Here is a 23,578-nt window from a genome sequence, read left to right on the forward strand (position 1 = left end):
CTCGAACATCTATACTCAGCGTACGATGAGCTTTAGAACATATTTAGTCATTCCAGCGAAGTCTGGAACTTAAAGGTAGCAGAATGAGTAAGCCTCATTTTCCATTTACAGCAGTATGCGGGCAGGCGCAGTTTAAGCTTGCTTTGATACTTACAGCGATCAACCCAGCGATTGGCGGGGTGGTGATTAGTGGGCCTCGCGGTAGTGCAAAATCTACATTGGCACGTGGTATGGCAGATCTTCTGCCCGATCATCTTCAAGCGGAAGGCGATGATCTAGTCGCGGCTGAGTTTGTGACGCTGCCGTTAGGTGCTAGCGAAGAGATGCTGTTGGGTACGCTGGATCTAGAGCAGGTTTTGAACGATAAGAAGATGCAGTTCAGCCCTGGTCTATTGAGCAAAGCCCATGGCGGCGTGCTTTATGTGGATGAGGTGAACCTGCTACCTGATAACCTTGTTGATTTATTGTTAGATGTTTCTACCTCTGGCGTTAACCGCGTAGAGCGTGATGGTATAAGCCATAGCCACCGCTCAGAGTTTCTATTGGTTGGCACAATGAACCCAGATGAGGGGGAGTTGCGCCCACAGTTACACGATCGCTTTGGTTTCTCGGTAAATCTAAGTAACCATTATGCGCCCCTTGAGCGGGTTGAGATTGTAAAACGTCGCGAGCAATTCGATCGCAACTCTGAAGCCTTTATTGCCGAATATGCAGATCAGCAAACTGAACTGGTTGATCAGATTTTGGCAGCTCGTGAAAAGCTACAAACAGTCACCTGCTCTGATGAGCTACGTTTAGATATTGCTGAACGATGTGCTCAAGCGCAGGTTGATGGCCTGCGTGCTGATATTGTTTGGTATCGAGCGGCGCTAACCCATGCGGCGCTTAATCAGCAAGCGGAAGTAACAAAACAGAATATCGATGTAGTGGAAGAATTAGTTTTAGCGCATCGCCGTAAGGTTACGCCTGAGCAGAATCCTCCGCAGCAACCGCCAACACCGCCTAAGCAAGATCAGCAAGGCTTTAAGCGTCCAGATGATAGTCATCGTCAGCAGCCTGATGAGGGTGAGTGGGGTGCTATGAAGCCGCAACAACAGACGACTGCTGAGAAAACTTCACTCGATCTTCCTGATCTGATGACTCACAACCACGAGAAACAGGGCATTAAGCAAATATCGGAACTGAGTAGTCGTCCTGATTGGTTTAAAACCTTGATGAGCAATTTGCCTAACTGGCCACCCAAGTCGCTGCAGTTTAAGAAGCAGGGCAAGAGTGCAGATCGTTTACATCTGGTCTTGTTGGATACTTCAGCTTCCACTTTGCAGGCACAAGGTTTTGCTTATGCAAAAGCTGCTGTGCTGCAGATTTCTGAGCAAGCGTATCTGAATCGTGAACAGATCGCTCTGTTTGGATTTGGTAATACCGAGGTTAAAAACCTGCTTTCTAGAATTAGGGCACCGAAAGAACTGCGTAGTTGGTTAGATCAACTTGGTGCCGGTGGTGGTACACCTATGCGCGAAGCCTTTGTTGAAGCGCGAACCTATCTACAGCAGCTGCGCAAACAACAGCCAGAGCTTGATGTCGCAATCTATGTATTAAGCGATGGACGCAGCAGTAGCTCTTTAAATGGCATTGATTTAGGTGGCGATCTGATCTGGATTGATACCGAACTCAGCCAAGTGAAACGAGGCAAAGGCCGCCGTTTCGCCCATGAATTAAATGCAACTTACCTATCTTTATCTGGAGCATAAGAACCCGATATGAAAACGCATCAGGAACGCATGGCGAAAAAGAAAGAGGTGATCGATAAGCGTATCGCCCAAGCCACTGAAGAGCGCGGTGTACTTATCTTGCTAAAAGGTAACGGTAAAGGTAAGAGTAGCTCTGCGTTTGGCACTATGGCACGTTGTGTCGGTCATGGTAAAAAAGCGGCGGTTATCCAGTTTGTGAAAGGTCGTACTGAGACCGGCGAATATAAGCTGTTCCGTGATCATGAGTTGATCGACTGGAATGTCATGGGCCATGGCTTTACCTGGGAAACGCAGGATAAAACTCAAGATATTGAGGCGGCCAAAAAAGCCTGGGCGCTAGCCGAGCAATACCTTAAAGACGATAGCTACGAGATGCTGGTATTTGATGAGCTGAGCTATATGTTCAAATACAAATATCTGCCACTAGAACCAGTTATCGAAGCTTTACAGAATCGCCCTAAGAATCAGAACGTCATGATTACCGGGCGTGTAATGCCTGAAGGTCTAGAAGAGATCGCTGATACGATCAGCAGTATTCGCGATGAACGCCATGCATTCCGTCTGGGAGTCAAAGCGCAGGCTGGGATCGAATTCTAATGGCTGAACAGCAATCTGTACTTTGCCCCGCGCTGTTTCTAACAGCACCGAGTTCGGGTGAAGGTAAAACCACCATCACAGCAGCACTGGCACGTTATTTCCGTGATCAGGGCAAAGTGGTTCGTGTATTCAAAACCGGCCCTGATTATCTCGATCCACAGATCTTAGCTCAGGCGAGTGGTCAGGATGTCGAGCAGCTAGATCTATGGATGGCTGGCGAAAACTATTGCCAGCAAAAGCTCTATGAAGCAGCAAAAACAGCCGATCTGATTTTGGTTGAAGGCGCTATGGGCATGTTTGACGGCGAACCTTCCAGTGCAGACTTAGCTGCGCGTTTTAATATCCCTGTTGCTATCGTGATGAATGTAAAAGGGATGGCACAGACTGCTGCAGCGATTGCGATGGGCTTAGCTAACTATCGTTCTGATATTTCGGTTGCAGGTCTTATTGCCAATAACTGTGGTACCGAGCGTCATGCTCAATTGATTCGTGATGCACTCCCTGAATCTTTACCTCTGCTAGCTACATTGGCGCGTGACCCAGAGGTAGCCTTACCGGAACGCCATTTAGGTTTAGTACAGGCCGCAGAAGTTTATGAAGAGTTAGAGCAACGTTTTGGTTTAGGTGCCGAGTGGATCAAAGGCCCGCTAGAAACCATTAATCAGATTACCAACTTGCCTGAACCAGTAGAGTTTTTTAGTGCAGAGTTGCCCGAGGTCGAGCCGCTGCTTGAAGGTAAGCGCATAGCGATCGCTAGGGATGAAGCGTTTAGTTTTATCTACGATGCTAATTTGCGTTTACTGAAACAGATGGGAGCAGAGCTTAAGTTCTTCTCGCCTCTGCATGATACGAAGCTGCCAGAAGCGGATAGCTTATGGTTACCGGGTGGTTATCCAGAACTACATGCGAAAGCATTATCTGACAACAAAACTATGCAGGTGCAGATCCGTGAGTTCCACTCAGCGGGTAAACCTATTTTGGCTGAATGTGGCGGCTTCCTCTACTGCCTTGAAGATCTTACCGATCTAGAAGATAACTGCCGCCCAATGGCTGGAATAATGAAAGGCCATGGTGCAATGCGCGGTAAACGGGGTTGCCAAGGTATGCAAACGGCGATGCTACCTGAAGGTGAAGTTCAGGCGCATGCTCATCACCGTTCTCGTAGTTCTGATACACCGGAGCCGGTAGGACATGGTCGTCGCCAGCGTCACCCAGCACCGGGCGAAGCGATCTATCGAGAGAAAGGGCTGACCGCGAGTTATCTGCACCTGTTTTTTGCGTCTAACCCAGAAGCGATCGCCGCAATTTTTAGCGGCAATTTGGAAAGTTAAGCATGTGGCCTGAGAGTAGCGAAAATCAACAGCCTGAGTTGCGCAGCGGTTTAACCACCGGTTGCTGTGCGACTGCGTGTTGTGTGGCTGCATCTCAAGCGTTGTTAGCAGGAAAAGAGCCAGAAAACGTTGAGGTGTTGCTACCTCGTGGGCAGTTGGTAGAGCTGGAGGTCATCGCTTATCAACATCTAGAAGATGGGAAAGGTATTCGCACCGCAACCATTAAAGATGCCGGTGATGACCCTGATGTCACCCATGGTGCCACTGTCTTTGTCGAACTACGGCTGACTAAAGAAGCGGGTGTGGTATTTAAACCCGCCGCTGGTGTGGGCACGGTAACACGTGAAGGTTTGGTACTTGATGTCGGTGAGCCTGCGATCAACCCGGTACCACGTAAGATGATGACCGAGCATCTAGAGAAAGCCGCTGATGTTTATGGTTACGAAGGCGGTTTTGAGGTTGCTGTGGGCGTGGAAAAGGGCGAACAGATCGCGCTTAAGACCATGAACCCACGCCTTGGAATTATCGGTGGATTATCGATTTTAGGGACAACCGGCATTGTTCGCCCTTACTCGTGTGCTGCTTATATTGCCTCGATTCGTCAAGGGGTGGATGTTGCCAAGGCAAATGGTACCAAGCATCTTGCTGCAACGACGGGCAGTACTAGTGAAGCTGCGATCAAAGCGCACTACAACTTGGATGATATGGCCCTGATTGAAATGGGCGACTTTGTTGGGGCTTTGCTTAAGCATCTTCGCAAAGAGCCAGTAGCTAAACTCAGTATTTGCGGCGGCTTTGGCAAGATGACCAAACTGGCGAACGGTCATATGGATCTGAATAGCCGCAGCTCGAGCATCGATTTTCAACATATGGCGAAGTTGGCTGAGAAGTTGGGTGCTAATGCACCGTTGTTGGAAAAGATCCACAACGCCAATACCAGTATGGAAGTACTGAAACTGTGTCAGGAAGCCGAGATCGATCTGGCACAAGCGGTTTGTACACAGGCGTTGCTGGTTGCAGAAGAGGTAGTGCATAAAACTCAGCCTCAAGTAGAGATCGAAGTGTGGGCCACGGATCGAAAAGGTAGATTTGTTGGGCATGCTCAAGGTAAAGCTGCTAACCGAGATACATCTGGTAGCCTGAATGGAGAACAGCAGTGAATATCCTGATTCTCGGGGGCACCTCAGATGCGCGCAAAGTGGTTAAAGGCCTAGATCAGCAAGGACCATTACGTGATAACCGCGTGATCTATAGCGTAGCTGGCTTGGTGAGAATTCCACAGCTACCTTGCGAAGTGATCTCGGGTGGTTTTAGCCAATACGGTGGATTGGAGACTTATCTAAAAGAGGAGCAGATCGGTCTTCTTCTAGATGTGACCCATCCTTTTGCTGAAACGATGAGCACTACTGCGGTACGTGCAGCTAAAGAATTGGGTATCTCTTGCTGGCGTTTCCACCGTGAAGCTTGGCAAGCACAGCAGGGTGATAAGTGGCATAGTTTTGCGGATATGCAATCACTGGTTGCGGCTGCAGAGAGCTATAAGTCAGTGCTTTTAACGGCGGGGCAGTTATCCCAAGCGGTGATTGATCAGTTTGGCGTTTATGCACAACGTAATGGTCAGAATCAGGTGTTTCGCACAGCTGCACCTGCGCAAGCTGAATTACCGGAAAATATGCAATGGTTAAAAGCGATAGGGCCGTTTAATCATCAGGAAGAAAAGGCACTGTTAGCAAAGCATCAGATTGATCTGCTGATCAGTAAAAACAGTGGCGGCGCAGCAACAGAAGCCAAGTTGAGTGCTGCCAGAGAGCTGGGCGTAGATGTGTTTATGTTAGAGCGCCCAGAACTTCCTGAAGCGGATCGGATATTCCGAGAGATTGACGGTTGTGTAGAAGCCGTCAGAACACTAGTTAACGAGTCTAGATAATAGTAGGTAAGAAACAGCGTGGCGTTTGAGTACGAAATTAATCCACAGGCGATAGAGAAAGATAGCTTTCGACAGATTCGCGAGCTAACTGAGCTAAGCCACTTCGATCGTGAGCAGCAACAAGTTGTGATGCGTATTGTGCACAGCTTAGGTATGCCGGAGTTAGCGGAACAGGTGCGTTTCAGTCAAAACGCTTGTGAAGCGGGTATGGCTGCGCTGTCTCAGGAGTGCGAAATTCTCTGTGATGTCGAGATGGTACGTCAGGGAATCACTAAACGTATGATCGAGCGTTTACCTAGCTGTTATCTGAATGACCCACGCACTGCAGAACTGGCAAAACAAACGGGTGAAACTCGTTCTATGGCGGCGGTAGAGCTATGGCGTGATTCCTTGGCCGGCAGTGTCGTGGTGATTGGCAATGCGCCTACTGCATTGTTTCGTTTGTTAGAAATGATCGAAAAGGGCACAGATAAGCCAGCGCTGATTATCGGTATGCCGGTAGGTTTTGTCGGTGCTGCTGAGTCCAAACAAGCATTGTGGGATGTTCACGAACAACTGGGTATTGAGTGTATAACTCTGTTGGGTCGTCAGGGTGGTAGTGCTGTATCAGCCGCCAGCTGTAATGCTCTTCTGCGCTGTAATCGTGGGGAGTATTACTAATGATCCACGTAGTTGGTTTAGGTGTTTCTCATCTGGCTGAACTGTCTTCGGATGCGCAGCAGGCATTAGTGCAGGTTGATCTGGTAATCGGTTCAGAGCGTCAGTTGGCGACCATCAAAGCGTTGTTGCCATCGGATAAAGCTACCGCGAAACTGCCAAAACTAGCTGAACTTAAAACACTGGTTGAGGGTGTTATTGCTGAAGACAAATCAGTGATGATTCTCGCCTCCGGTGACCCACTGTTTTATGGTATCGGTCGCTGGTTTAGCCGCTATTTTTCCCAGTCCGATTTGAGATTCTATCCTGCGGTTTCGAGCTTACAGATGGCCTGCCACCGTTTGGGTCTGGCCCTGCAGGATCTAGAGGTATTAAGCCTGCACGGTCGTCCGGTCGAAAAGCTGAAAACACGTTTACGCCAGAACCAGCCGTTGCTGATCCTGACAGACAGTAAAAGTTATCCTCAGGTGCTTGCTCAACATTGTGTTGAGTCAGGTTTTCCACAAGCACAGCTGACCGTATTGGAAACGCTAGGTTATCCAGAAGAGCAGATTCGTAGTTTCTCTGCATCGGAGTTACTGGAAGTAGATCATGAGTTTGATCCATTGCATCTGACCCTTATCGAACCGGGTTCAAATCAAGGTTACCTACCTGAATTTCCGGGTATTCCTGATCAGCACTTTATCACTGATACAGATAAACCGGGTAAAGGGATGATCAGCAAACGCGAGGTCAGACTTACGATTCTCTCGTTGATGCAGTTAAGCCGTGATGATCAGGTTTGGGATATAGGTGCGGGTTGTGGTGGCGTAGCGGTTGAGCTTGCTTATTGGCAGCCGCTAGCGACAGTGCATGCGATAGAGCATCACCCAGATCGCCTAAGTTGCTTAGAAGCGAACCGCCAGCGTTTTGGTGTGGTCAGCAATCTTAAAATTGTTCAAGGGCGCGCGCCTGAAGCATTAGAAGGGCTCGCTTTGCCAAACAAAGTGTTTATTGGTGGTAGCGATGGTGAATTGCCACAGTTGCTTGCCGAAATATGGGCCTTACTGCCTAAAGATGGTGTGCTGGTGGCGAGTGCGGTCACTGAAAATACCAAACAGCTACTGATGCAGTTCTGGCAAGAACGCTCGTTAGCTGAAGATAGCCAATTGGAAACCACCCAAGTGGCCGTCAGTCGTGGTGAAACCTTAGCAGGGCAGTTGATGTATCGACCGAACTTACCGGTTAATTTGTTTAAGTTTGTAAAAGTTGGAGCTTCGGTATGAACCTGGTGAAAGGCCGTTTTATTGGTGTCGGTGTTGGCCCAGGCGATCCCGAGCTGCTTACTGTGAAAGCGTGGCGTCTGATTCAGACGGCAGATGTGATCAGCTACCTAGTGAATGACAAAGGTGAATCACAAGCGAAGAATATCGCTTCCGATGCAATCTATTCAGCGACGACAGCGCAATCGGGTATTCCAATATATATGCCGATGTCGACGGATCGCAATAAAGCGAATGAGGCTTATGATCAAGGTGCCGCGGCCATTGCTGAACAGCTAGAGCAGGGCTTGGATGTGATCTTCCTCTGTGAAGGTGATCCACTGTTCTTTGGCTCATTCAGTTATCTATTGGAACGACTACAAGATCGCTTTACCTGCGAAGTTGTACCGGGAATTACCTCGGTGAATGCCGCCGCAGCCACTCTGGTTCATCCTCTGACCATGCTGAAAGAGATGTTTTGCGTAGTGAGTGGTCGCCATACTGATGAACAGATTCTTGCCGCGCTTAAACAAAATGATTCGTTGGTGATTATGAAAGCGGGTCAGGCTCGCCCTCGTTTACTTAAATTGCTGACCGAGAGCGGACGAACAGAAGATGCCCAGTATTTGGAATATATCGGCCGTGATAATCAACGGATTGTGAACGATATTAGTGAGCTGGAAGCAGAAGCGGGCCCTTATTTTTCGTTGTTTGTGATTACCCGTAGTCAGAGGAATAGCCGATGAATTATCTAGCCGATACGGCATCGCCCACAGGGTGGGCTCCTACAAGTTCATTGGATGCTAATGTAGGAGGCCAGCCCCTGGCCGAGACTTGGCTAGTCGGTTTTTCGTTATGACAAAGATTATTGCGCTGACTGAAGCGGGCAAAAGCCTCGCTGAGCGTCTCAGGTCCTTGATTGAAGCGGAAGTGGCGTATAAACCGCAACCTTTTGCGGAGCAAGTTCAGGGCTTTTTTAAAAACGGTGATCGACTGATCTTTATCTGTGCCACTGGCATTGTTATGCGCAGTTTAGCGCCGGTGCTACAGGATAAATATCAAGACCCGCCAGTGCTTGTGATCGATGAGCAAGGGCAGTTTGTAATTCCGCTGTTATCAGGTCACGAAGGGGGCGCCAATAACTGGGCTTTAGAAGTCTCGAAGCTATTAAATGCGCAGCCGGTAATAACCACGGCTAATGGCTACCTTAATCCAGTTTATAGCGTCGGTATGGGCTGCGAACGTGGTTGCCCTGTGGATGAATTAGAACGGTTGCTAATGGAATGTCTGGAACAGTTGGGCCTGAGCTTAGATCAAGTGAGTTCTATCAGCAGTATCGATATCAAAGCAGATGAGGTTGGCTTAATTGAATTGGCTGAAAAGCTCGACAAGCCTTATCAGACTTGGGATAAAAACCAGCTATCTGAGATGGAACCGCTGCTGAGTACTCGATCTGAGTATGTGTTCAACACTGTGGGTGTTTATGGCGTAGCGGAATCAGCAGCCTTGTTGAGTACCAAGCAGCAGACTGGGCAGCAGCCTGAGCTGGTCTTGAATAAACAGAAAACGAAGAAAGCTACCTGTGCAATTGCCAGAAGCTATTCAGGCAAATAGCCGAATAAAGAGAATTTAATGTCAAAACTATTTGTAGTGGGCACAGGCCCGGGTGATGCGCAGCTTGTAGCACCAAAAGCATTGGAAGCGATTAAAGCAAGCTCCGATCTAGTGGCGTACGGTCTTTATCTAGATCTGTTGGGCGATGTTTGTGATAACAAACAGCACCATGATCTGCCTTTGGGCGAAGAGATTGGTCGTGCGCGTTTAGCGTTGGATCTGGCGGCAAGCGGTAAAACGACTGCGCTAATCTCCAGTGGCGATATCGGCATCTATGCCATGGCGACATTGGTATTTGAGCTGCTGGATCAACAGCTACAGGGCAAAGAAGATCATCCTGAATGGCTAGATGTGGATATTGAAGTGATCCCAGGTATCTCTGCAATGCAGGCGGGTGCCAGCCGAGTTGGCGCAATGCTGGGTCATGACTTCTGTACGGTATCGCTTTCAGACTTGTTAACCCCTTGGGAAACGATCGAGAAACGTATCCACAGTGCAGGTAGCGGTGACTTTGTAATCTCTTTCTACAACCCAGTATCTAAAAAGCGCGATTGGCAGCTGAATCATGCCCGCGACATTTTGTTGCAGTATCGCCCAGCGGAAACGCCCGTGTTACTTGGCCGTCAGTTAACTCGTGAAGATGAGTCGATCCGTATTATTACCCTAGGTGAGCTGGATGCTAAAGATGTGGATATGTTCACTCTGGTGAGTGTAGGTAATAGCGAATCTCGCCATATTGTCAATGGCTCAAAAGAGTGGGTGTATACGCCGCGCGGTTACTCAAAGAAGTTGTAACTAGGTTTGGTGAATTAGATTTGTGGGAGGCGCATCTTGCGCCGAAATTTCGCGGCTGGTACCCAAGGGCATAGCAAAAGCCGCTCCCACAGACAAAACTTCCTATTATTGGATTTAATTATGACAGTCTACTTTATCGGCGCAGGTCCGGGTGATCCTGAGCTAATGACTCTTAAAGGTCATCGTGTACTACAAGAGTGCCCGGTGGTGCTTTATGCCGGTTCTCTGATTCCACGTGAAGTACTGGAAGCGGTTGAAGGCAAGGCAGAAAAGATCATCGATACCGCTACAATCGATCTGGATCAGATTACCGATCATATAGTGCAAGCGCACCAAGAGGGTAAAGACGTTGCTCGCCTGCAGTGTGGTGATCCATCACTCTACGGTGCGATTGGCGAACAGATCCGCCGCCTAGAAGCCGAAGGGGTCGATTACGAAGTGATTCCGGGTGTTAGTGCGGTGGCAGCTTCTGCGGCTTATCTAAAGAAAGAGCTAACACTCTCCGGCGTATCTCAAACGATCATCATGACTCGTTACGAAGGTAAGACGCCGTTCCCTGAGCGTGAACGTTTGCCTCAGCTTGCACAAAGTGGTGCCACCTTGGCGATCCATTTGGGCGTAACCCGTATCCATAAGATTGTTGAAGAGCTGATCCCACACTATGGCGAAGATTGTCCGGTAGCTGTTTGCTATCGCAGCTCTTGGCCTGATCAGGATAAAGTGACCGGCACTTTGGGCGATATTGTCGCTAAAGTTCGCGAAAAGGGCTTTACCCGTACGTCTTTGATTCTGGTCGGTCATGTATTAGATACCGATGATTTTGCAGATTCTTATCTGTACGACAAGGATCAGGCTCACGTATTCCGCAAGAAAGAACACAAAGCAAAACTTGCTAAAGAGATAACAGAGTAATAGTTATGCAACTGAATAAGATTCCAACCACGGTAGTAACAGGTTTTTTGGGTAGCGGTAAAACAACACTGCTATCTAGCGTTTTGAAGCAAGCGGCAGGCAAGCGTATCGCCGTGATTGTAAATGAGTTTGGTGAGCTGGATATCGACTCTGACTTGCTACGTAGCTGTCCCTTAAGTTGCGATGAAGAGTATTGTGAAGATGAGTCAGCAGCAGAAGGTGGTGCACAGGGCGAACAAGGTTTCTACGAGTTAGCGAATGGCTGTATCTGCTGCACAGTAGAAGAAGAGTTCCTACCGGTTATGCAGCAGTTGGTTGAGCGTCGTGAAGATATTGATCATATCCTGATTGAGACCAGTGGTCTTGCGCTACCTAAACCACTAGTTCAGGCATTCAACTGGCCGGGTATTAAAGAGTACTGCACCGTTGATGCGGTCATCACTGTAATCGACGGTCCTGCGGTTGCTGCGGGTCGTTTCGCTAACGACGAAGCTAAAGTTCAAGAGCAGCGTTTAGCGGATGAGAGCCTAGATCATGATCCAAGCTTGAAAGAGCTTCTGGAAGATCAGCTAAGTGCTGCGGACCTAGTTGTTGTAAGCAAAAACGATCTACTGGCAGAAGAGCAACGCACTCAGGTTGAAGCGGTTGTAAATGCCAAAGTGCCTGCTGAAGTTAAGACCTCTTACATCAGCAATGGTGAAGCGGATCTTGAGATGTTGATGGGCTTAGATTGCGCGACAGAAGAGCGTATCGAAGCGGTCCATAACCACCACGATCATCACCACGATCACGGTCATGATCACGACCATGCCCACGATCACTTTGACTCTTTCGTGATCTCTATCGGCGAAGTAGATAGCGACAAGCTACAAGGTATTCTTAAAGGTCTGCTAAGCGACTTTAACATCTACCGTGCTAAAGGCTTTGCGGCACTTCCGGGTAAGCCGATGCGTCAGGTAATGCAGGCGGTAGGTAAGCGTCTGGATGTGTATTTCGATCGTCCATGGGGCAACGATGAGCCGAAAACTCAGTTGGTATTTATCGGCAAAGGCATCGACGAAGCAACCATCAAAGCCGCGCTTGAAGAAGCCCTAGTTTAATTCTAGCTTCTAGCAACTAACGACTGATTTTATGCACCTATTAGCAGCGCAACCGGGCGGGTTTGTCGATGATGAAGGCATCATCGACCTAAACCAGACACCGGCCGATATGATCATTCTCTCCGCAGCCGATAGCTCGCTTGCCGCGCTGTCCGATGCTGCGCGCCTTTTTTCCGATGAGCAGATTGAAGGTAAAGGGGAAGAGGAAGGTGGAGAGCAACCATCGGTCCGTCTAGCCAACTGGATGCAGCTGCTAAAACCTGCCGCATACGATCTGTATGAGCATAAAGTGCTGGAACAATCTAAAGTGGTTGTTCTGTCACTCTTAGGTGGTGCGAGTTACTGGCAATATGGCTTTGAACGCCTGCAAGCATGGGCGCAAGCTGATAGCAGTCGCACGCTAATCATTGTGCCGGGGGATGATACTCCCGATCCAGAACTGTTCTCTGCTAGTTCGGTCAGCGATAGCGAAGCGATGCGGATCTGGCGCTACCTGCGTGAAGGCGGTGTGGATAACAGTTTGCAATTGCTGAACTGCTTAACAGATCAATACTTGCAGCAAGAGCGTCTGTGGCATGAGCCAAGACCGCTACCTAAATGCATGATCTATCTGCCGGCTGCTAGTAACACGCCAAAAAATACTGTGCAGGCGGCGACCTTTCCAGAGTGGCAACAACGCCAATGCGATATCGATAAGCCGGTCGCGCTTCTATTGTTCTATCGTAGCCATCTGCAAAGTGGCAATACCCGCATGTTTGATCAACTGATCGAACAGCTGGAAAACAAAGGTTTAGCGCCTTTACCCATCGCGATTGCCTCGCTTAAAGATGCGGAATCCTTGGCACTCGTGAATGCGCTTCTCGAACAGAGCGGTGCCAGTTTAATTATCAACAGCACGGGTTTTGCCTCGAATACAGTTGCAAGCCCTGATCTGTGTTCGCAACCGAGTGAGTTCTACTCGCCGTTTGTACGTAAAGTACCTGTACTGCAGTTAGTGCTATCTAGTAGTACCGAAGAGGATTGGCTAACGCACTCGCAAGGTTTACGTAGCCGTGATATCGCCATGCAGGTGGTTCTGCCAGAGATGGATGGCAGGGTGCATACTCGTGCGTTGAGCTTTAAAACCGAAGATCACTTTGATGAGCGCAGCCAAGTTTCAGTGGTGCGTTATCAGCTCCATCAAGAGCGCGCAGGCTTTGTGGCGAAATTAGCGCTTAGGTTTGCTCAGCTAGCAAACAAGGCCAATCCTGAAAAACGCATCGCGTTGATTTTGGCGAACTACCCAACCAAAGATGGCCGTATCGGTAATGGTGTAGGTTTAGATACGCCAGCATCCGCGGTGAATATTCTAAGAGCGTTGGAAGCAGCCGGTTATCCACTGAGTTATATTCCTGAAAATGGCGATGCCCTGATTCAGGAGTTGCTAGGTGCAGTCACGAACAACCCGAATACCCTACACAACCTGCCGTGCTGGCAGAGTATGTCGCTGGAGGATTATCAGCGCTGTTTTGCCCAACTACCTGATGTTTGCCAACAAGCGGTGATCGATCAGTGGGGCGCGCCACAGCAGGATATTAAATACCGTGATGGCCGTTTGATGCTTTCCGGTATTCGCTTAGGTGAAACCTTTATCGGTATCCAGCCAGCTCGTGGTTTTAATATAGATCTGGTGGCTAATTACCACGATCCTGATCTAATCCCACCGCATAACTATCTGGCATTCTATTTCTGGTTACGCGAATGCTATCAGGTGGATGCGATAGTGCATGTAGGTAAGCACGGTAACTTAGAGTGGTTGCCGGGTAAGGGCAGTGCGCTATCTGAAGAGTGTTGGCCGGATATCGCTTTAGGGCCAATGCCGCACTTCTACCCATTTATCGTTAATGATCCAGGTGAAGGTGCGCAGGCCAAGCGCCGTACTCAAGCGGTGATTATTGATCACCTGATGCCGCCAATGACTCGTGCCGAAACCTACGGCGAAATGGCCGTATTGGAAGGGCTGGTGGATGAGTATTACCAAGCGATGGGCATGGATGATAAACGTCAACAATGGCTGCGTGATGAGATCCTAAAACAGGTTAAAAATACCCATCTGTTAGAAGAGCTCGGTCAAACGTCCGATGATGAAGATGCCGTTCTAAACGAACTGGATGCTTACCTCTGTGATATCAAAGAGGCGCAGATCCGTCATGGTCTGCATCGTCTGGGTGAACTGCCTGAGAGCGAAAAACTAGCAGACACTTTAGTGGCCTTGTTACGACTGCCACGGGGCGATGATCCCGATAGTCAGGGCATTCTGCATAACTTAGTGCAGGATCTGAATCTTACAGTTGGTTCCGATCTAGATGGAGAACTGTTCGACCCGCTAGAAGCAGGCAGTAAAAACTGGCTAGGTGACAAACCTGCGCAACTCGCTGAACTTACCGAAGATGATTGGCGCAGTGAGGCGGATACCCGTGAGCGTTTGGAGCTATTCGCGGCTCAGTTGGTAACAGACTATGTCTTGGCAGATAATTCGTTAGAAAACTTAAACGATCTACCAAGAACCGCAAAACAACTGGCTTATGCCCGTGCCACTATCCACAAGGCCTTACTGCAAAGTGCTGAGCTTGAGATCGAATCGCTAATCGCTGGTTTAGGCGGTGAGTTTGTTAATCCGGGCCCAAGTGGCGCGCCAACTCGTGGTCGTTTAGATACCCTGCCTACAGGGCGAAATTTCTACTCGGTGGATAACCGTTCTATCCCATCTCCTGCAGCATGGGCGATTGGCGAGCGTTCCGCTCAAGCGCTGATCGAGCGACATCTTCAAGAACATGGTGATTATCCGCGTACTCTGGGCTTATCGGTCTGGGGTACCGCAACTATGCGTACCGGCGGTGATGATATAGCACAAGCGTTTGCTTTGATGGGCGTTCGTCCTATCTGGGCACCGGGCTCTAATCGTGTCGTCGATTTTGAAGTACTCAGTTCACAGCTATTAGGGCGGCCACGAGTGGATGTTACCTTGCGTGTATCTGGCTTCTTCCGTGATGCTTTCCCTAATGTGATGAAGCTTTACGATTCAGCTGTGCAAGCGATTGCTGCGTTGGAAGAACCGGGTGATAGCAACACCATCGCGCAGAATATTCACAAGCGTGAACAGGAACTGCTCGATCAAGGTTTGTCTACAGAGGAAGCGCAGCGTCAGGCGAGTTACCGTGTCTTCGGTAGCAAACCGGGCGCGTATGGCGCAGGTTTGCAGGGCTTGATCGATGAGCGCTGCTGGGAACAAAAGAGCGATCTGGCAGAGGCCTACCTAAACTGGGGTGGTTATGCCTACGGTAATCAGAAAGGCGATGGTGTAGCTGCACCACAGGCGTTCCAGCACCAGCTGTCGCAACTAGAAACGGTGGTGCAGAACCAAGATAACCGTGAACACGATCTGCTCGATTCCGATGATTACTACCAGTTCCAAGGCGGTATGAGCAACGCGGTTGAAGTCTATCGCGGTGAAGCACCGCAGGTATATCACAGCGATCACTCTAATCCGCAAAAGCCAAAGATTCGGACCCTAAAAGAAGAACTGAACCGTGTAATCCGTTCTCGCTTGCTGAACCCTAAATGGATCAATGCCATGCAGGAACACGGTTATAAAGGCGCGTTCGAGATGACCGCCAGCGTCGATTATATGTTTGCTTACGATGCCACCACTAACTTGATCGCCGATTATCAGTACGAAAAGGTCAGTGATGCACTGGTGTTTGACCAACAAAACCGCGAGTTCCTAGAGCAGCACAATCCCCATGCCCTAGAAGAGATGGCTGAACGGTTACTCGAAGCGACTCAGCGTGGCTTATGGCAAGAGCCGGGGGAATATTCTGAGAAGCTACAAGATTTATTGCTTGAATTAGATGAACAACAAGAAAGTGCCATGTAGGAGGCCAGCCCTCTGGCCGAAAAGTATCGCTCACAGGGTGAGCTCCTACAGGAACAAAGAGAATTAAATGAGCACCTTTAAAAATCCGCACACCCTAATGGTTCAAGGTACCACGTCTGACGCTGGTAAGAGCATCGTCGTTACCGCGTTATGCCGCATTCTTGCTCGCCATAAAGTCTCTGTTGCGCCATTCAAACCACAGAATATGGCGCTTAACAGTGCGGTTACTGCTGAGGGTGGCGAGATTGGTCGTGCTCAGGCGGTGCAGGCTGAAGCCTGTTATCTACCAGCCTCGGTAGAGATGAACCCTGTGCTGTTAAAACCGAACAGTGATATTGGTGCGCAGGTGATTCTTAACGGTAAAGCCATCGGTAATATGAAGGCGACTGAGTACCACGCGTTTAAGCCAAAGCTGCTAACCGAAGTGGTGAAAAGCCACTCCCAGCTACAACAGAAATACAGTACTGTCATTGTTGAAGGGGCGGGTAGTCCGGCCGAGATCAATCTGCGTGAGCATGATATCGCTAATATGGGCTTTGCCGAGGCAGTGGATTGTCCGGTGATTATAGTGGCTGATATAGATCGCGGTGGTGTGTTTGCTCATCTGTTGGGGACTTATGAACTGCTTTCTGATTCAGAAAAAGCCCGCGTTAAAGGCTTTGTAATTAACCGTTTCCGCGGTGATGTTAGCCTACTGCAATCGGGGCTGGATTGGTTGGAAGCACAAACTGGCGTGCCTGTTTTGTGTGTGATTCCGTATGTAATGAATCTGCATATCGAAGCGGAAGATGCGGTTAATCAGCAGCAAAAGAGTAACGGTGAGCAGCAACTCAAAGTGGTTGTACCTATCTATCCTCGCGCCAGTAACCATACGGACTTCGATGTACTGCGTATGCACCCGCAGGCGGATTGCGAGTTTATCCGTGATCCACAACAGTTTACCGGGGCAGACCTTATCGTTCTACCGGGCAGTAAGAATGTCCGTGGCGACCTTAACTGGTTAAAAGAGAATGGCTGGGACAAAGTAATTCAGCGTCACCTACGTTTTGGCGGCAAGCTAATCGGTATCTGTGGCGGTTATCAAATGCTAGGGGAGTGGATTCACGACCCAGAGCAGATCGAATCCACAGCCGGTTCTAGCGAAGCCTTGGGTATTCTGCCGATGGAAACCACGCTAACTGGCAATAAAATGCTGCGTAATGTTAAGGGCTTACTTTGCGGCACTGATACTCCCGTGACAGGTTACGAGATCCATGCCGGTATCAGTAGCGGTGAAGCGCTCGACAATCCGTTATTTGAGTTGGATGTTGATGGGGTTATCCACACCGACGGTGTACGTGATCCAAGTGATCAGGTGTTAGGTACTTATCTACACGGTGTATTTGATCAACCCGAACTACTACAAGCGTGGCTAGATTGGGCTGGTTTGGATCAGCAGAATAGCTTTGATTACCCAGCGTTCCGTGAAGCGCAGATCAACCGTCTAGCGGATGAAGTCGAAGCGGTTATGCCATTAGACAAGTTACTCGGCCTGCTTGAGTTAGATGTAAATGGCTTAGATGAAAAGGCTGAGGAACCTGCATGAGCATTGCTTTAAGTTTACTAATCGCGCTGTTGTTAGATTACTTCCTAAAAGAGCCTAAGCGATTCCATCCGCTAGTGGGCTTTGGCAATTTAGCCATAGCGATAGAGAAGAGATTAAATCAGGGGAGTGCGGCCACAAACAGACAGAAGCGTGCCGGTATTATTGCGTGGTTATTGGCTGTTATACCCATATCTTGCATCGCGCTAATTATTGATCTGTTGTTGTCAGGTTCGGCGGTTTTTTCTGCGGTAGTGGGCGGGGTAGTGCTGTACTTAGCGATCGGTTGGCAGAGCTTACTCAGTCATGCTTTAGCCATTGCTAAACCGCTAAATCAAGGAGATCTGGATAGCGCTCGCACCGCTGTGGGGATGATAGTTAGCCGCGATACCTCCGAGCTAGATGAAAAAGCCGTGGCCTCTGCCGCAACAGAATCGGTATTAGAGAACGGTGCTGATGCTATCTTTGCTGCAATCTTCTGGTTCTGCCTTTTAGGTATTCCTGGGGTGGTGCTCTATCGCTTGAGCAATACGTTGGATGCCATGTGGGGTTACAAAAATGAACGTTTCCTGCATTTTGGTTGGTGCGCGGCGCGTATCGATGATCTGCTGAACTTTATCCCAGCACGTCTTACTGCATTAAGTTATGCACTGGTGGGTGAAACCAAGATCGCACTTGATAGCTGGAAGCAGCAAGCGTCGACTTGGAAAAGCCCAAATGCTGGCCCTGTGATGGCCGCAGGTGCTGGGGCGATCAATGTTTCGCTAGGCGGTGCTGCGATCTATCACGGTGAAGTTCAGCAGCGCCCACCACTAGGTCCCTTGGAAGGGGATCAACCTTCAGCAAAGAGTATTGAGGATGCCTGTGGTTTGGTGAACCGCGTACTAATGCTATGGGGGATTGGCCTTTATGTAACACTAGCATTAGCCGTGGCGATTACCTCAGGGGTGAGCTCTTGAGTGATCTGATTCACGGTGGCGATCTGATCTCGGCATCTGCGCAATACGGTATTCCGGTTGAGGAGTGGTTAGATCTATCCACAGGGATCAACCCTGTACCTTACCCTGTACCTCAGATAAGCGAACATTGCTTTCAGCAGTTGCCTTATCAATCAGCTGAATTTAAAGCGGCGGTTAGAAGCTACTATGGCGCTGAGGGCGTGGCGGCTAATGGCACCCAACAGATCATTGAGTTGTTGCCAGCAGTGCTACCGTCAGTGTCGCAAGAGTTACCGATCCTGCTACCCGATTGTGGTTACCAAGAACATCGCTACAGCTGGCAACAGCATGGCCGTGCAATTAATTATTATCCTGCAATTGATCAGAAAGCAGCTGAGCAACGTATTGAAGAGCAGCTAAATTCAGGTTCTGCAATGCACCTGTTACTGATCAATCCAAATAATCCAACAGGGCTTAAGTTTACCCCAGAGCAGATCTATCGCTGGGCAGAGCAGATGCAGCAGGGTGCTTATCTTATTGTGGATGAAGCCTTTATTGATCTAAGCCCTGAACAGAGTGTTTTAAGTGATTATGATCGGTTTGAGCAGCTAGGTAATATCCTAGTACTGAGGTCATTCGGTAAGTTCTTTGGTTTAGCCGGTATTCGTTTGGGTTTTACCTTTGCTAATCAACAGATACAGCAACAGTTACAAATAGAATTGGGCCCTTGGGCGGTAAATGGTCCGGCCCAAGCTGTGGCTATCGCTGCACTAAATGATGCCCAATGGCAGGCTGAGGCTCGGCAGAAAATACGCCAAAATGCGCAAGCGACCTTAGAGTTTTGGAAGCCATTGCTTGGGAAAATTAATGCGGAGCTTTTATCGTGCGATGGCCTGTTTCTAACCGCTAAATTGGACGCTGAAAAAGCGAAGCAGATTTACCAATTTTTAGCCGAGCAGGGCATACTGATCCGCCTTGTTCTGGATGAAGAGTTCAACTGTGATTTATCAGACGATAAAGCACAGGGAGATAGTAAAAACTGTTTGCTGCGCAGTGGGTTAGTCGATACCCAAAATGCAGACCAGTGTCAGAAATTAAAACGGGTTATAAGTGAGTTATTACTTACACTGGAATGATCTATAAACGGGCTCATATTTGATTAAAAAGTCCGTACAATAACAATGTGTTTTACGAATGATTGGAGAAAGCCCTGTGCCTAAAAAAGGTATTATGGTGTGTGGTCACGGTAGCCGTGACAAAGATGCAGAAAGAGAGTTTGGTCGTGTTGCGGAAGGGTTAAAAAAACGCTTCCCTGATATGCCGGTAGAGTATGGTTTCTTAGAGTTTTCTGCACCGAATATTCATATGGGGCTTAACTCCCTACTAGAGCAAGGTGTAGAAGATATCTACGCCGTGCCGGGTATGCTATTTGCGGCAACCCACGCTAAAAACGATATCCCTTCTGTACTGACAACTTACGCTGAAAAGAATGAAGGCGTAAACGTTCACTACGGTAAAGAGCTAGGCCTTCACCCAGCGATGATCGAAGCCTTTCAGGCGCGTATCTATGAATCCCTAGGTTTAGACCCAGAGAACCCACCAGAGAATCTTTACGACACTATGCTGGTGGTTGTTGGCCGCGGTACATCGGATACCGAAGCCAATGCCGAAGCGGCAAAACTAACCCGTATCGTCAACGAGAACATGGGCTTTGGTTGGGCTGATACAGTCTACTCTGGCGTAACTTACCCATCGGTTGGCGTAGGTCTTGAGCGTCTAATGAAGCTAGGCTTCAAAAAGATCGTGGTGGCACCTTACTTCCTATTCACAGGTCGTTTGATCAAACGTATCTTCGGCTATGTGGATAAAGTGGCAGAAGAAAACCAAGCGATCGAATTTATCAAAACGCCGTACCTAAACGATCACGACAAAGTGATCGACGCGTTTGAGATTCGTGTGCGTGAAATACTGGATGATCTTCCACAAGGCGATGAAACCTTAATGGAATCCTTCCAGCGTCGTCTGGCTGCAGGTGAAGTAGATGTTCATCACCACCATGCTGAATTCAACCCTGATGCAGAGCATGGTCACAGCCATGAGCACTCACACAGCCACGATCATTCACATGGTCATCACCATCATCACGACCATGATCACTCTCATGGGCATTCACATAGCCATGAACATGGGCATTCTCATGGCGTGTACAAACATATAGGCCATCCGCTCGGTCCACGAACTATGATTGGTGAAGGCGTATGTTGCTGCTTTATGTCGCAGTTTACCGATGAGATTCTGGAAGAGGAGAAGGCGCGGGTGGCGTTGTGTAAGGCTGAGGGTGCTTTGGCGCATAAGTGAGTTAGTAGCTAGTGGCTAGAGCGCTTCGCTTATAGTGGTTAGGACGCTGCTTCGCAGCTAGAGAACGCTTCGCTTTTAGGACGCGGCTCTGCCGCTAGAGGACGCGACTGCGTCGCTAGAGAAAAAGATTTAAAAACCGGCTTATGGCCGGTTTTTTTGTGAATGGGGGAAACCGTCTTACCAGCGAAGGCTGGTATCTACAGAAGGATAAGGTTTAGAGCAAAGGATAATGAAATATGGTGGAGACCCCAGTTTTTTGTACCTTCAATACTTCAATGGGTTGAATGATACTGTGGAAGGTAAAAATTAAATAAATCAGTTTGATGGAAGTTTCGTGCGAGGGGAGATAAGGACCTCGTGTATGTGAAAATTAAAAGCATATGAAAATACAAAACATACCTGTATCAGATAGTCCTAATAACGATGCGTTTGAAGCGATTGTTGAGCTTTACTATCAAACTCAAGGCTATATAACGTCCTCCGGAAAATGGTTTTGGGTTTGGGAGAAAGGAAAAAAGCAAAGAGGTTATCAAGACATTGATGTACTAGCTATCAATGGAAAGGAGGCCCTAATAGTAAGCGTTACTTCAAACTTAGATGACAAGCTAAGTCAAACTCGACTAGGGGAAATTAACCAAGATCAATTATCTAAATTGAAAAAATTTTTCTATCGGGTTGAGCAATACCTGAAAACCGTTCCTGAGTATAAATGGATATGTGAAAAGAGTATCAAGTATGTTGTGGCTTATAATCATGCGGTTAAAAAAGCTGAACATACAGTTATTCCTGAATTATATAAACACGAAATTAAGGTTGTATCCGCGAAAGAAATGCTTGGGAAATTATCTTCGCATATTCAGCAAGACAATTTAAAAGTCCAAGATCAGATGCTGAGAACGATTCAACTATTAGGTTGCAACGGAGACGTTAATATCTGAAGAGGTGTTAAATAGCAAAAATAATTTACGGGTTGGAAGCCTTGTGCTTGGTTTCTAACATGTAGCAGTAGCAAAGTAACCAAGCAGGGACCAGAATGAAGTATCACCTACCAGAAGACTATTCATTATTTGAAGAAAAGGGCTTTGAAGAAGATAAATTAGGTCGATCCGATACAGCTGTATTAGTTAAATCAATCATAAGCAATTCTGAAGGCGGTTTAGTTCTAGGGGTGGATGCTCAATGGGGAGTTGGAAAGACTTCCTTTGTAAAAATGCTGCAAGCAGACATGCAAGATAACACACCTTTTATTTATTTCGATGCTTACAAAAGTGATTATCAACATAACCCTATTACAGCTTTAGCAGGTGAAATTTATGAAAAGGCGGCAGAGCTACGTCTTCCAGGAGACGGTGCAATGTCAAAAGTTGCGGATGCTTTTCGTAAGTTACCAAACTTATCACTTTCAGGAAGTGTTAATGCCTTATTACGAATTTCAGCAATATTGTTAGCAAAACAATTCGGAGTTGATAGCCTAGAAAAGGCCGCTAATTCAATTGCGGGGGACTTACATAAAGAGATAAAGGAAGCTCAAAAAGAGCTTTCCTCTCAAAACATCCATATTGAAAATTACATTGCGGATAAAAAAGCTCTTGACGAAATTGGAACGTCTCTCGAAAGGTTAGCAAAAGACTTGGTGAATGTTACCAATAGTTCTTCAACAACGACTGGAGGCAGTGAAAATGTTGTTTTTGTTATTGATGAACTAGACCGTTGCAGGCCCGAATACGCCCTATCAATGCTTGAAGCTATAAAGCACCTTTTTTTGGTGCCTAATATAGTCTTTATTCTGGTGACAAACCGTAAACAACTTGCAGCATCCATCCAAGGTGTTCATGGTAGTAACTTTGATGCTGACTTGTATCTAGAAAAATTTATTAGTGTAAGTATTTCACTAGAGCCAGCAGGGCAAGAACTCTCTAATACCGACGTATTAAATTTTATTACTAATCATGCTGAGAGATTAGATATTTCATATAATATGGAAGATATTCGAATTCTTAGTCAGATAGTGATACATGAAAAGGTTAATGTTCGTCACTTGACCAAGATACTCATAACTATCGGTATATTAAAAAATTCAGGAAATATTTATTATCGTGACTCTTCCTTGAGGGAACTTTTATTCCTAGTTGCTACTTTAAATGTATGCGATAAACAAAAATTAAATACTTTGATAAATATTTGTCGTGAAAAAACAAACACTCTAAAGGTTGATTGGCTTTACAATAACTTCAAAACAGACCTTTTCAGAAATGAACAAGGGTTGAAATCTACTATGACATTGTTTGTTGACAGTACTAAAGCAGATGATTTTAGAACTGAATTAATATCTCAGTATTTTGTACAGCCAAATAAGCATAGTAATCCAATCAAAGAATTGATCCTTATGATTATAAGATCTGTTACATGCTTTAACATTAATTGATGATAAATAAGATCAGAGTAAGTTGAGTTTCATTCATTTACACTCAGTCTTGCCAATCCAACCCCATTAAAACCGGCTATATGCCGGTTTGGATAAATAGGGTCAGAGCAAGTTTAGCTCTTTTCATTAACGCTCTGTTTTCCACTCCAACAATAAAACCGGCTATATGCCGGTTTTTTTGTAGTTAGACCCTCACGAACCCGACTATCTCTTTCTTCTCTCTGTGACAGACTCGTAGCCTACACCCCAGTTATCTGTATTTACTTCGTCGATTACCACAAAGGTAGATTGAGGGTCTTTGTTTAGGACTTCTTGTAACAGTTTTGTGGTGCCTTTAATCAGAGCCTTTTTTTCGGCTTGGGTGACGCCTTCATCGGTAATTTTGATATTCACGTATGGCATTTTAGATTCTCTTGCTGATGAGTTACTGGTCA

At 47.5% G+C, this 23,578-nt stretch carries 20 protein-coding genes; 19 read left to right on the plus strand and 1 reads right to left on the minus strand.

What is annotated here, in order from left to right; genetic code table 11:
* Window positions 1–83: 83 nt before the first annotated feature.
* The 19 genes from ACMXYP_RS04745 to ACMXYP_RS04835 all read left to right on the plus strand — a co-directional run bounded on the left by ACMXYP_RS04745 (window position 84) and on the right by ACMXYP_RS04835 (window position 23,144).
* A complete protein-coding gene (locus tag ACMXYP_RS04745) occupies window positions 84–1,751 on the plus strand; it encodes an ATP-binding protein (RefSeq protein ID WP_415883866.1) in 1,668 nt (555 codons plus the stop codon).
* Between the two features lie 9 nt (window positions 1,752–1,760).
* On the plus strand, window positions 1,761–2,348 hold the full coding sequence (cobO, locus tag ACMXYP_RS04750; RefSeq protein ID WP_415883867.1) for a cob(I)yrinic acid a,c-diamide adenosyltransferase: 588 nt from the start codon (window positions 1,761–1,763) through the stop codon (window positions 2,346–2,348).
* Window positions 2,348–3,679 (plus strand): cobyrinate a,c-diamide synthase, encoded by a 1,332-nt coding sequence (locus tag ACMXYP_RS04755; protein WP_415883868.1) that lies wholly within the window; start codon window positions 2,348–2,350, stop codon window positions 3,677–3,679. The genes cobO and ACMXYP_RS04755 overlap by 1 nt, the downstream gene beginning before the upstream one ends.
* A 2-nt stretch (window positions 3,680–3,681) precedes the next feature.
* On the plus strand, window positions 3,682–4,839 hold the full coding sequence (locus ACMXYP_RS04760; RefSeq protein ID WP_415883869.1) for a cobalt-precorrin-5B (C(1))-methyltransferase: 1,158 nt from the start codon (window positions 3,682–3,684) through the stop codon (window positions 4,837–4,839).
* Window positions 4,836–5,606, plus strand: a complete 771-nt coding sequence (cobK, locus tag ACMXYP_RS04765) for a precorrin-6A reductase (protein ID WP_415883870.1) — start codon at window positions 4,836–4,838, stop codon at window positions 5,604–5,606. Before ACMXYP_RS04760 ends, cobK begins: the two co-directional genes overlap by 4 nt.
* An 18-nt stretch (window positions 5,607–5,624) precedes the next feature.
* Window positions 5,625–6,266 (plus strand): precorrin-8X methylmutase, encoded by a 642-nt coding sequence (locus tag ACMXYP_RS04770; RefSeq protein ID WP_415883871.1) that lies wholly within the window; start codon window positions 5,625–5,627, stop codon window positions 6,264–6,266.
* Window positions 6,266–7,528 (plus strand): precorrin-6y C5,15-methyltransferase (decarboxylating) subunit CbiE, encoded by a 1,263-nt coding sequence (gene cbiE, locus ACMXYP_RS04775; protein WP_415883872.1) that lies wholly within the window; start codon window positions 6,266–6,268, stop codon window positions 7,526–7,528. The genes ACMXYP_RS04770 and cbiE overlap by 1 nt, the downstream gene beginning before the upstream one ends.
* Window positions 7,525–8,250 carry a precorrin-2 C(20)-methyltransferase gene (gene cobI, locus ACMXYP_RS04780; RefSeq protein ID WP_415883873.1) on the plus strand — a complete coding sequence of 242 codons (726 nt, stop codon included), beginning with the start codon at window positions 7,525–7,527 and terminating at the stop codon, window positions 8,248–8,250. Before cbiE ends, cobI begins: the two co-directional genes overlap by 4 nt.
* 109 nt (window positions 8,251–8,359) lie before the next feature.
* A complete protein-coding gene (locus ACMXYP_RS04785; protein ID WP_415883874.1) occupies window positions 8,360–9,118 on the plus strand; it encodes a cobalt-precorrin 5A hydrolase in 759 nt (252 codons plus the stop codon).
* 18 nt (window positions 9,119–9,136) lie between these two features.
* Complete coding sequence (gene cobJ, locus ACMXYP_RS04790) at window positions 9,137–9,913, plus strand: precorrin-3B C(17)-methyltransferase (protein WP_415883875.1); 777 nt, start codon at window positions 9,137–9,139, stop codon at window positions 9,911–9,913.
* Window positions 9,914–10,033: 120 nt separating this feature from the next.
* Window positions 10,034–10,825, plus strand: a complete 792-nt coding sequence (cobM, locus tag ACMXYP_RS04795) for a precorrin-4 C(11)-methyltransferase (protein ID WP_415883876.1) — start codon at window positions 10,034–10,036, stop codon at window positions 10,823–10,825.
* 5 nt (window positions 10,826–10,830) lie between these two features.
* Window positions 10,831–11,925 carry a cobalamin biosynthesis protein CobW gene (gene cobW, locus ACMXYP_RS04800; protein WP_415883877.1) on the plus strand — a complete coding sequence of 365 codons (1,095 nt, stop codon included), beginning with the start codon at window positions 10,831–10,833 and terminating at the stop codon, window positions 11,923–11,925.
* 31 nt (window positions 11,926–11,956) lie between these two features.
* A complete protein-coding gene (cobN, locus tag ACMXYP_RS04805) occupies window positions 11,957–15,841 on the plus strand; it encodes a cobaltochelatase subunit CobN (RefSeq protein ID WP_415883878.1) in 3,885 nt (1,294 codons plus the stop codon).
* Between the two features lie 67 nt (window positions 15,842–15,908).
* Window positions 15,909–17,426 (plus strand): cobyric acid synthase, encoded by a 1,518-nt coding sequence (locus ACMXYP_RS04810; RefSeq protein ID WP_415883879.1) that lies wholly within the window; start codon window positions 15,909–15,911, stop codon window positions 17,424–17,426.
* Window positions 17,423–18,382, plus strand: coding sequence for an adenosylcobinamide-phosphate synthase CbiB (cbiB, locus tag ACMXYP_RS04815; protein WP_415883880.1), 960 nt, complete (start codon window positions 17,423–17,425; stop codon window positions 18,380–18,382). The genes ACMXYP_RS04810 and cbiB overlap by 4 nt, the downstream gene beginning before the upstream one ends.
* Window positions 18,379–19,497, plus strand: a complete 1,119-nt coding sequence (locus ACMXYP_RS04820; protein WP_415883881.1) for a threonine-phosphate decarboxylase — start codon at window positions 18,379–18,381, stop codon at window positions 19,495–19,497. The genes cbiB and ACMXYP_RS04820 overlap by 4 nt, the downstream gene beginning before the upstream one ends.
* A 58-nt stretch (window positions 19,498–19,555) precedes the next feature.
* Window positions 19,556–20,719, plus strand: coding sequence for a sirohydrochlorin chelatase (locus ACMXYP_RS04825; protein ID WP_415883882.1), 1,164 nt, complete (start codon window positions 19,556–19,558; stop codon window positions 20,717–20,719).
* Window positions 20,720–21,099: 380 nt separating this feature from the next.
* A complete protein-coding gene (locus ACMXYP_RS04830) occupies window positions 21,100–21,657 on the plus strand; it encodes a hypothetical protein (protein WP_415883883.1) in 558 nt (185 codons plus the stop codon).
* A 95-nt stretch (window positions 21,658–21,752) separates the two neighbouring features.
* Entirely contained in the window at window positions 21,753–23,144 is a 1,392-nt protein-coding gene (locus tag ACMXYP_RS04835; protein WP_415883884.1) for a P-loop NTPase fold protein, read from the plus strand.
* Between the two features lie 204 nt (window positions 23,145–23,348).
* Here the strand turns inward: ACMXYP_RS04835 and ACMXYP_RS04840 are convergent, their stop codons facing one another.
* Entirely contained in the window at window positions 23,349–23,546 is a 198-nt protein-coding gene (locus ACMXYP_RS04840) for a tautomerase family protein (protein WP_415883885.1), read from the minus strand.
* Window positions 23,547–23,578 lie beyond the last annotated feature (32 nt).

Source organism: Neptuniibacter sp. QD34_54, assembly GCF_047778055.1.
Classification (GTDB): domain Bacteria; phylum Pseudomonadota; class Gammaproteobacteria; order Pseudomonadales; family Balneatricaceae; genus Neptuniibacter.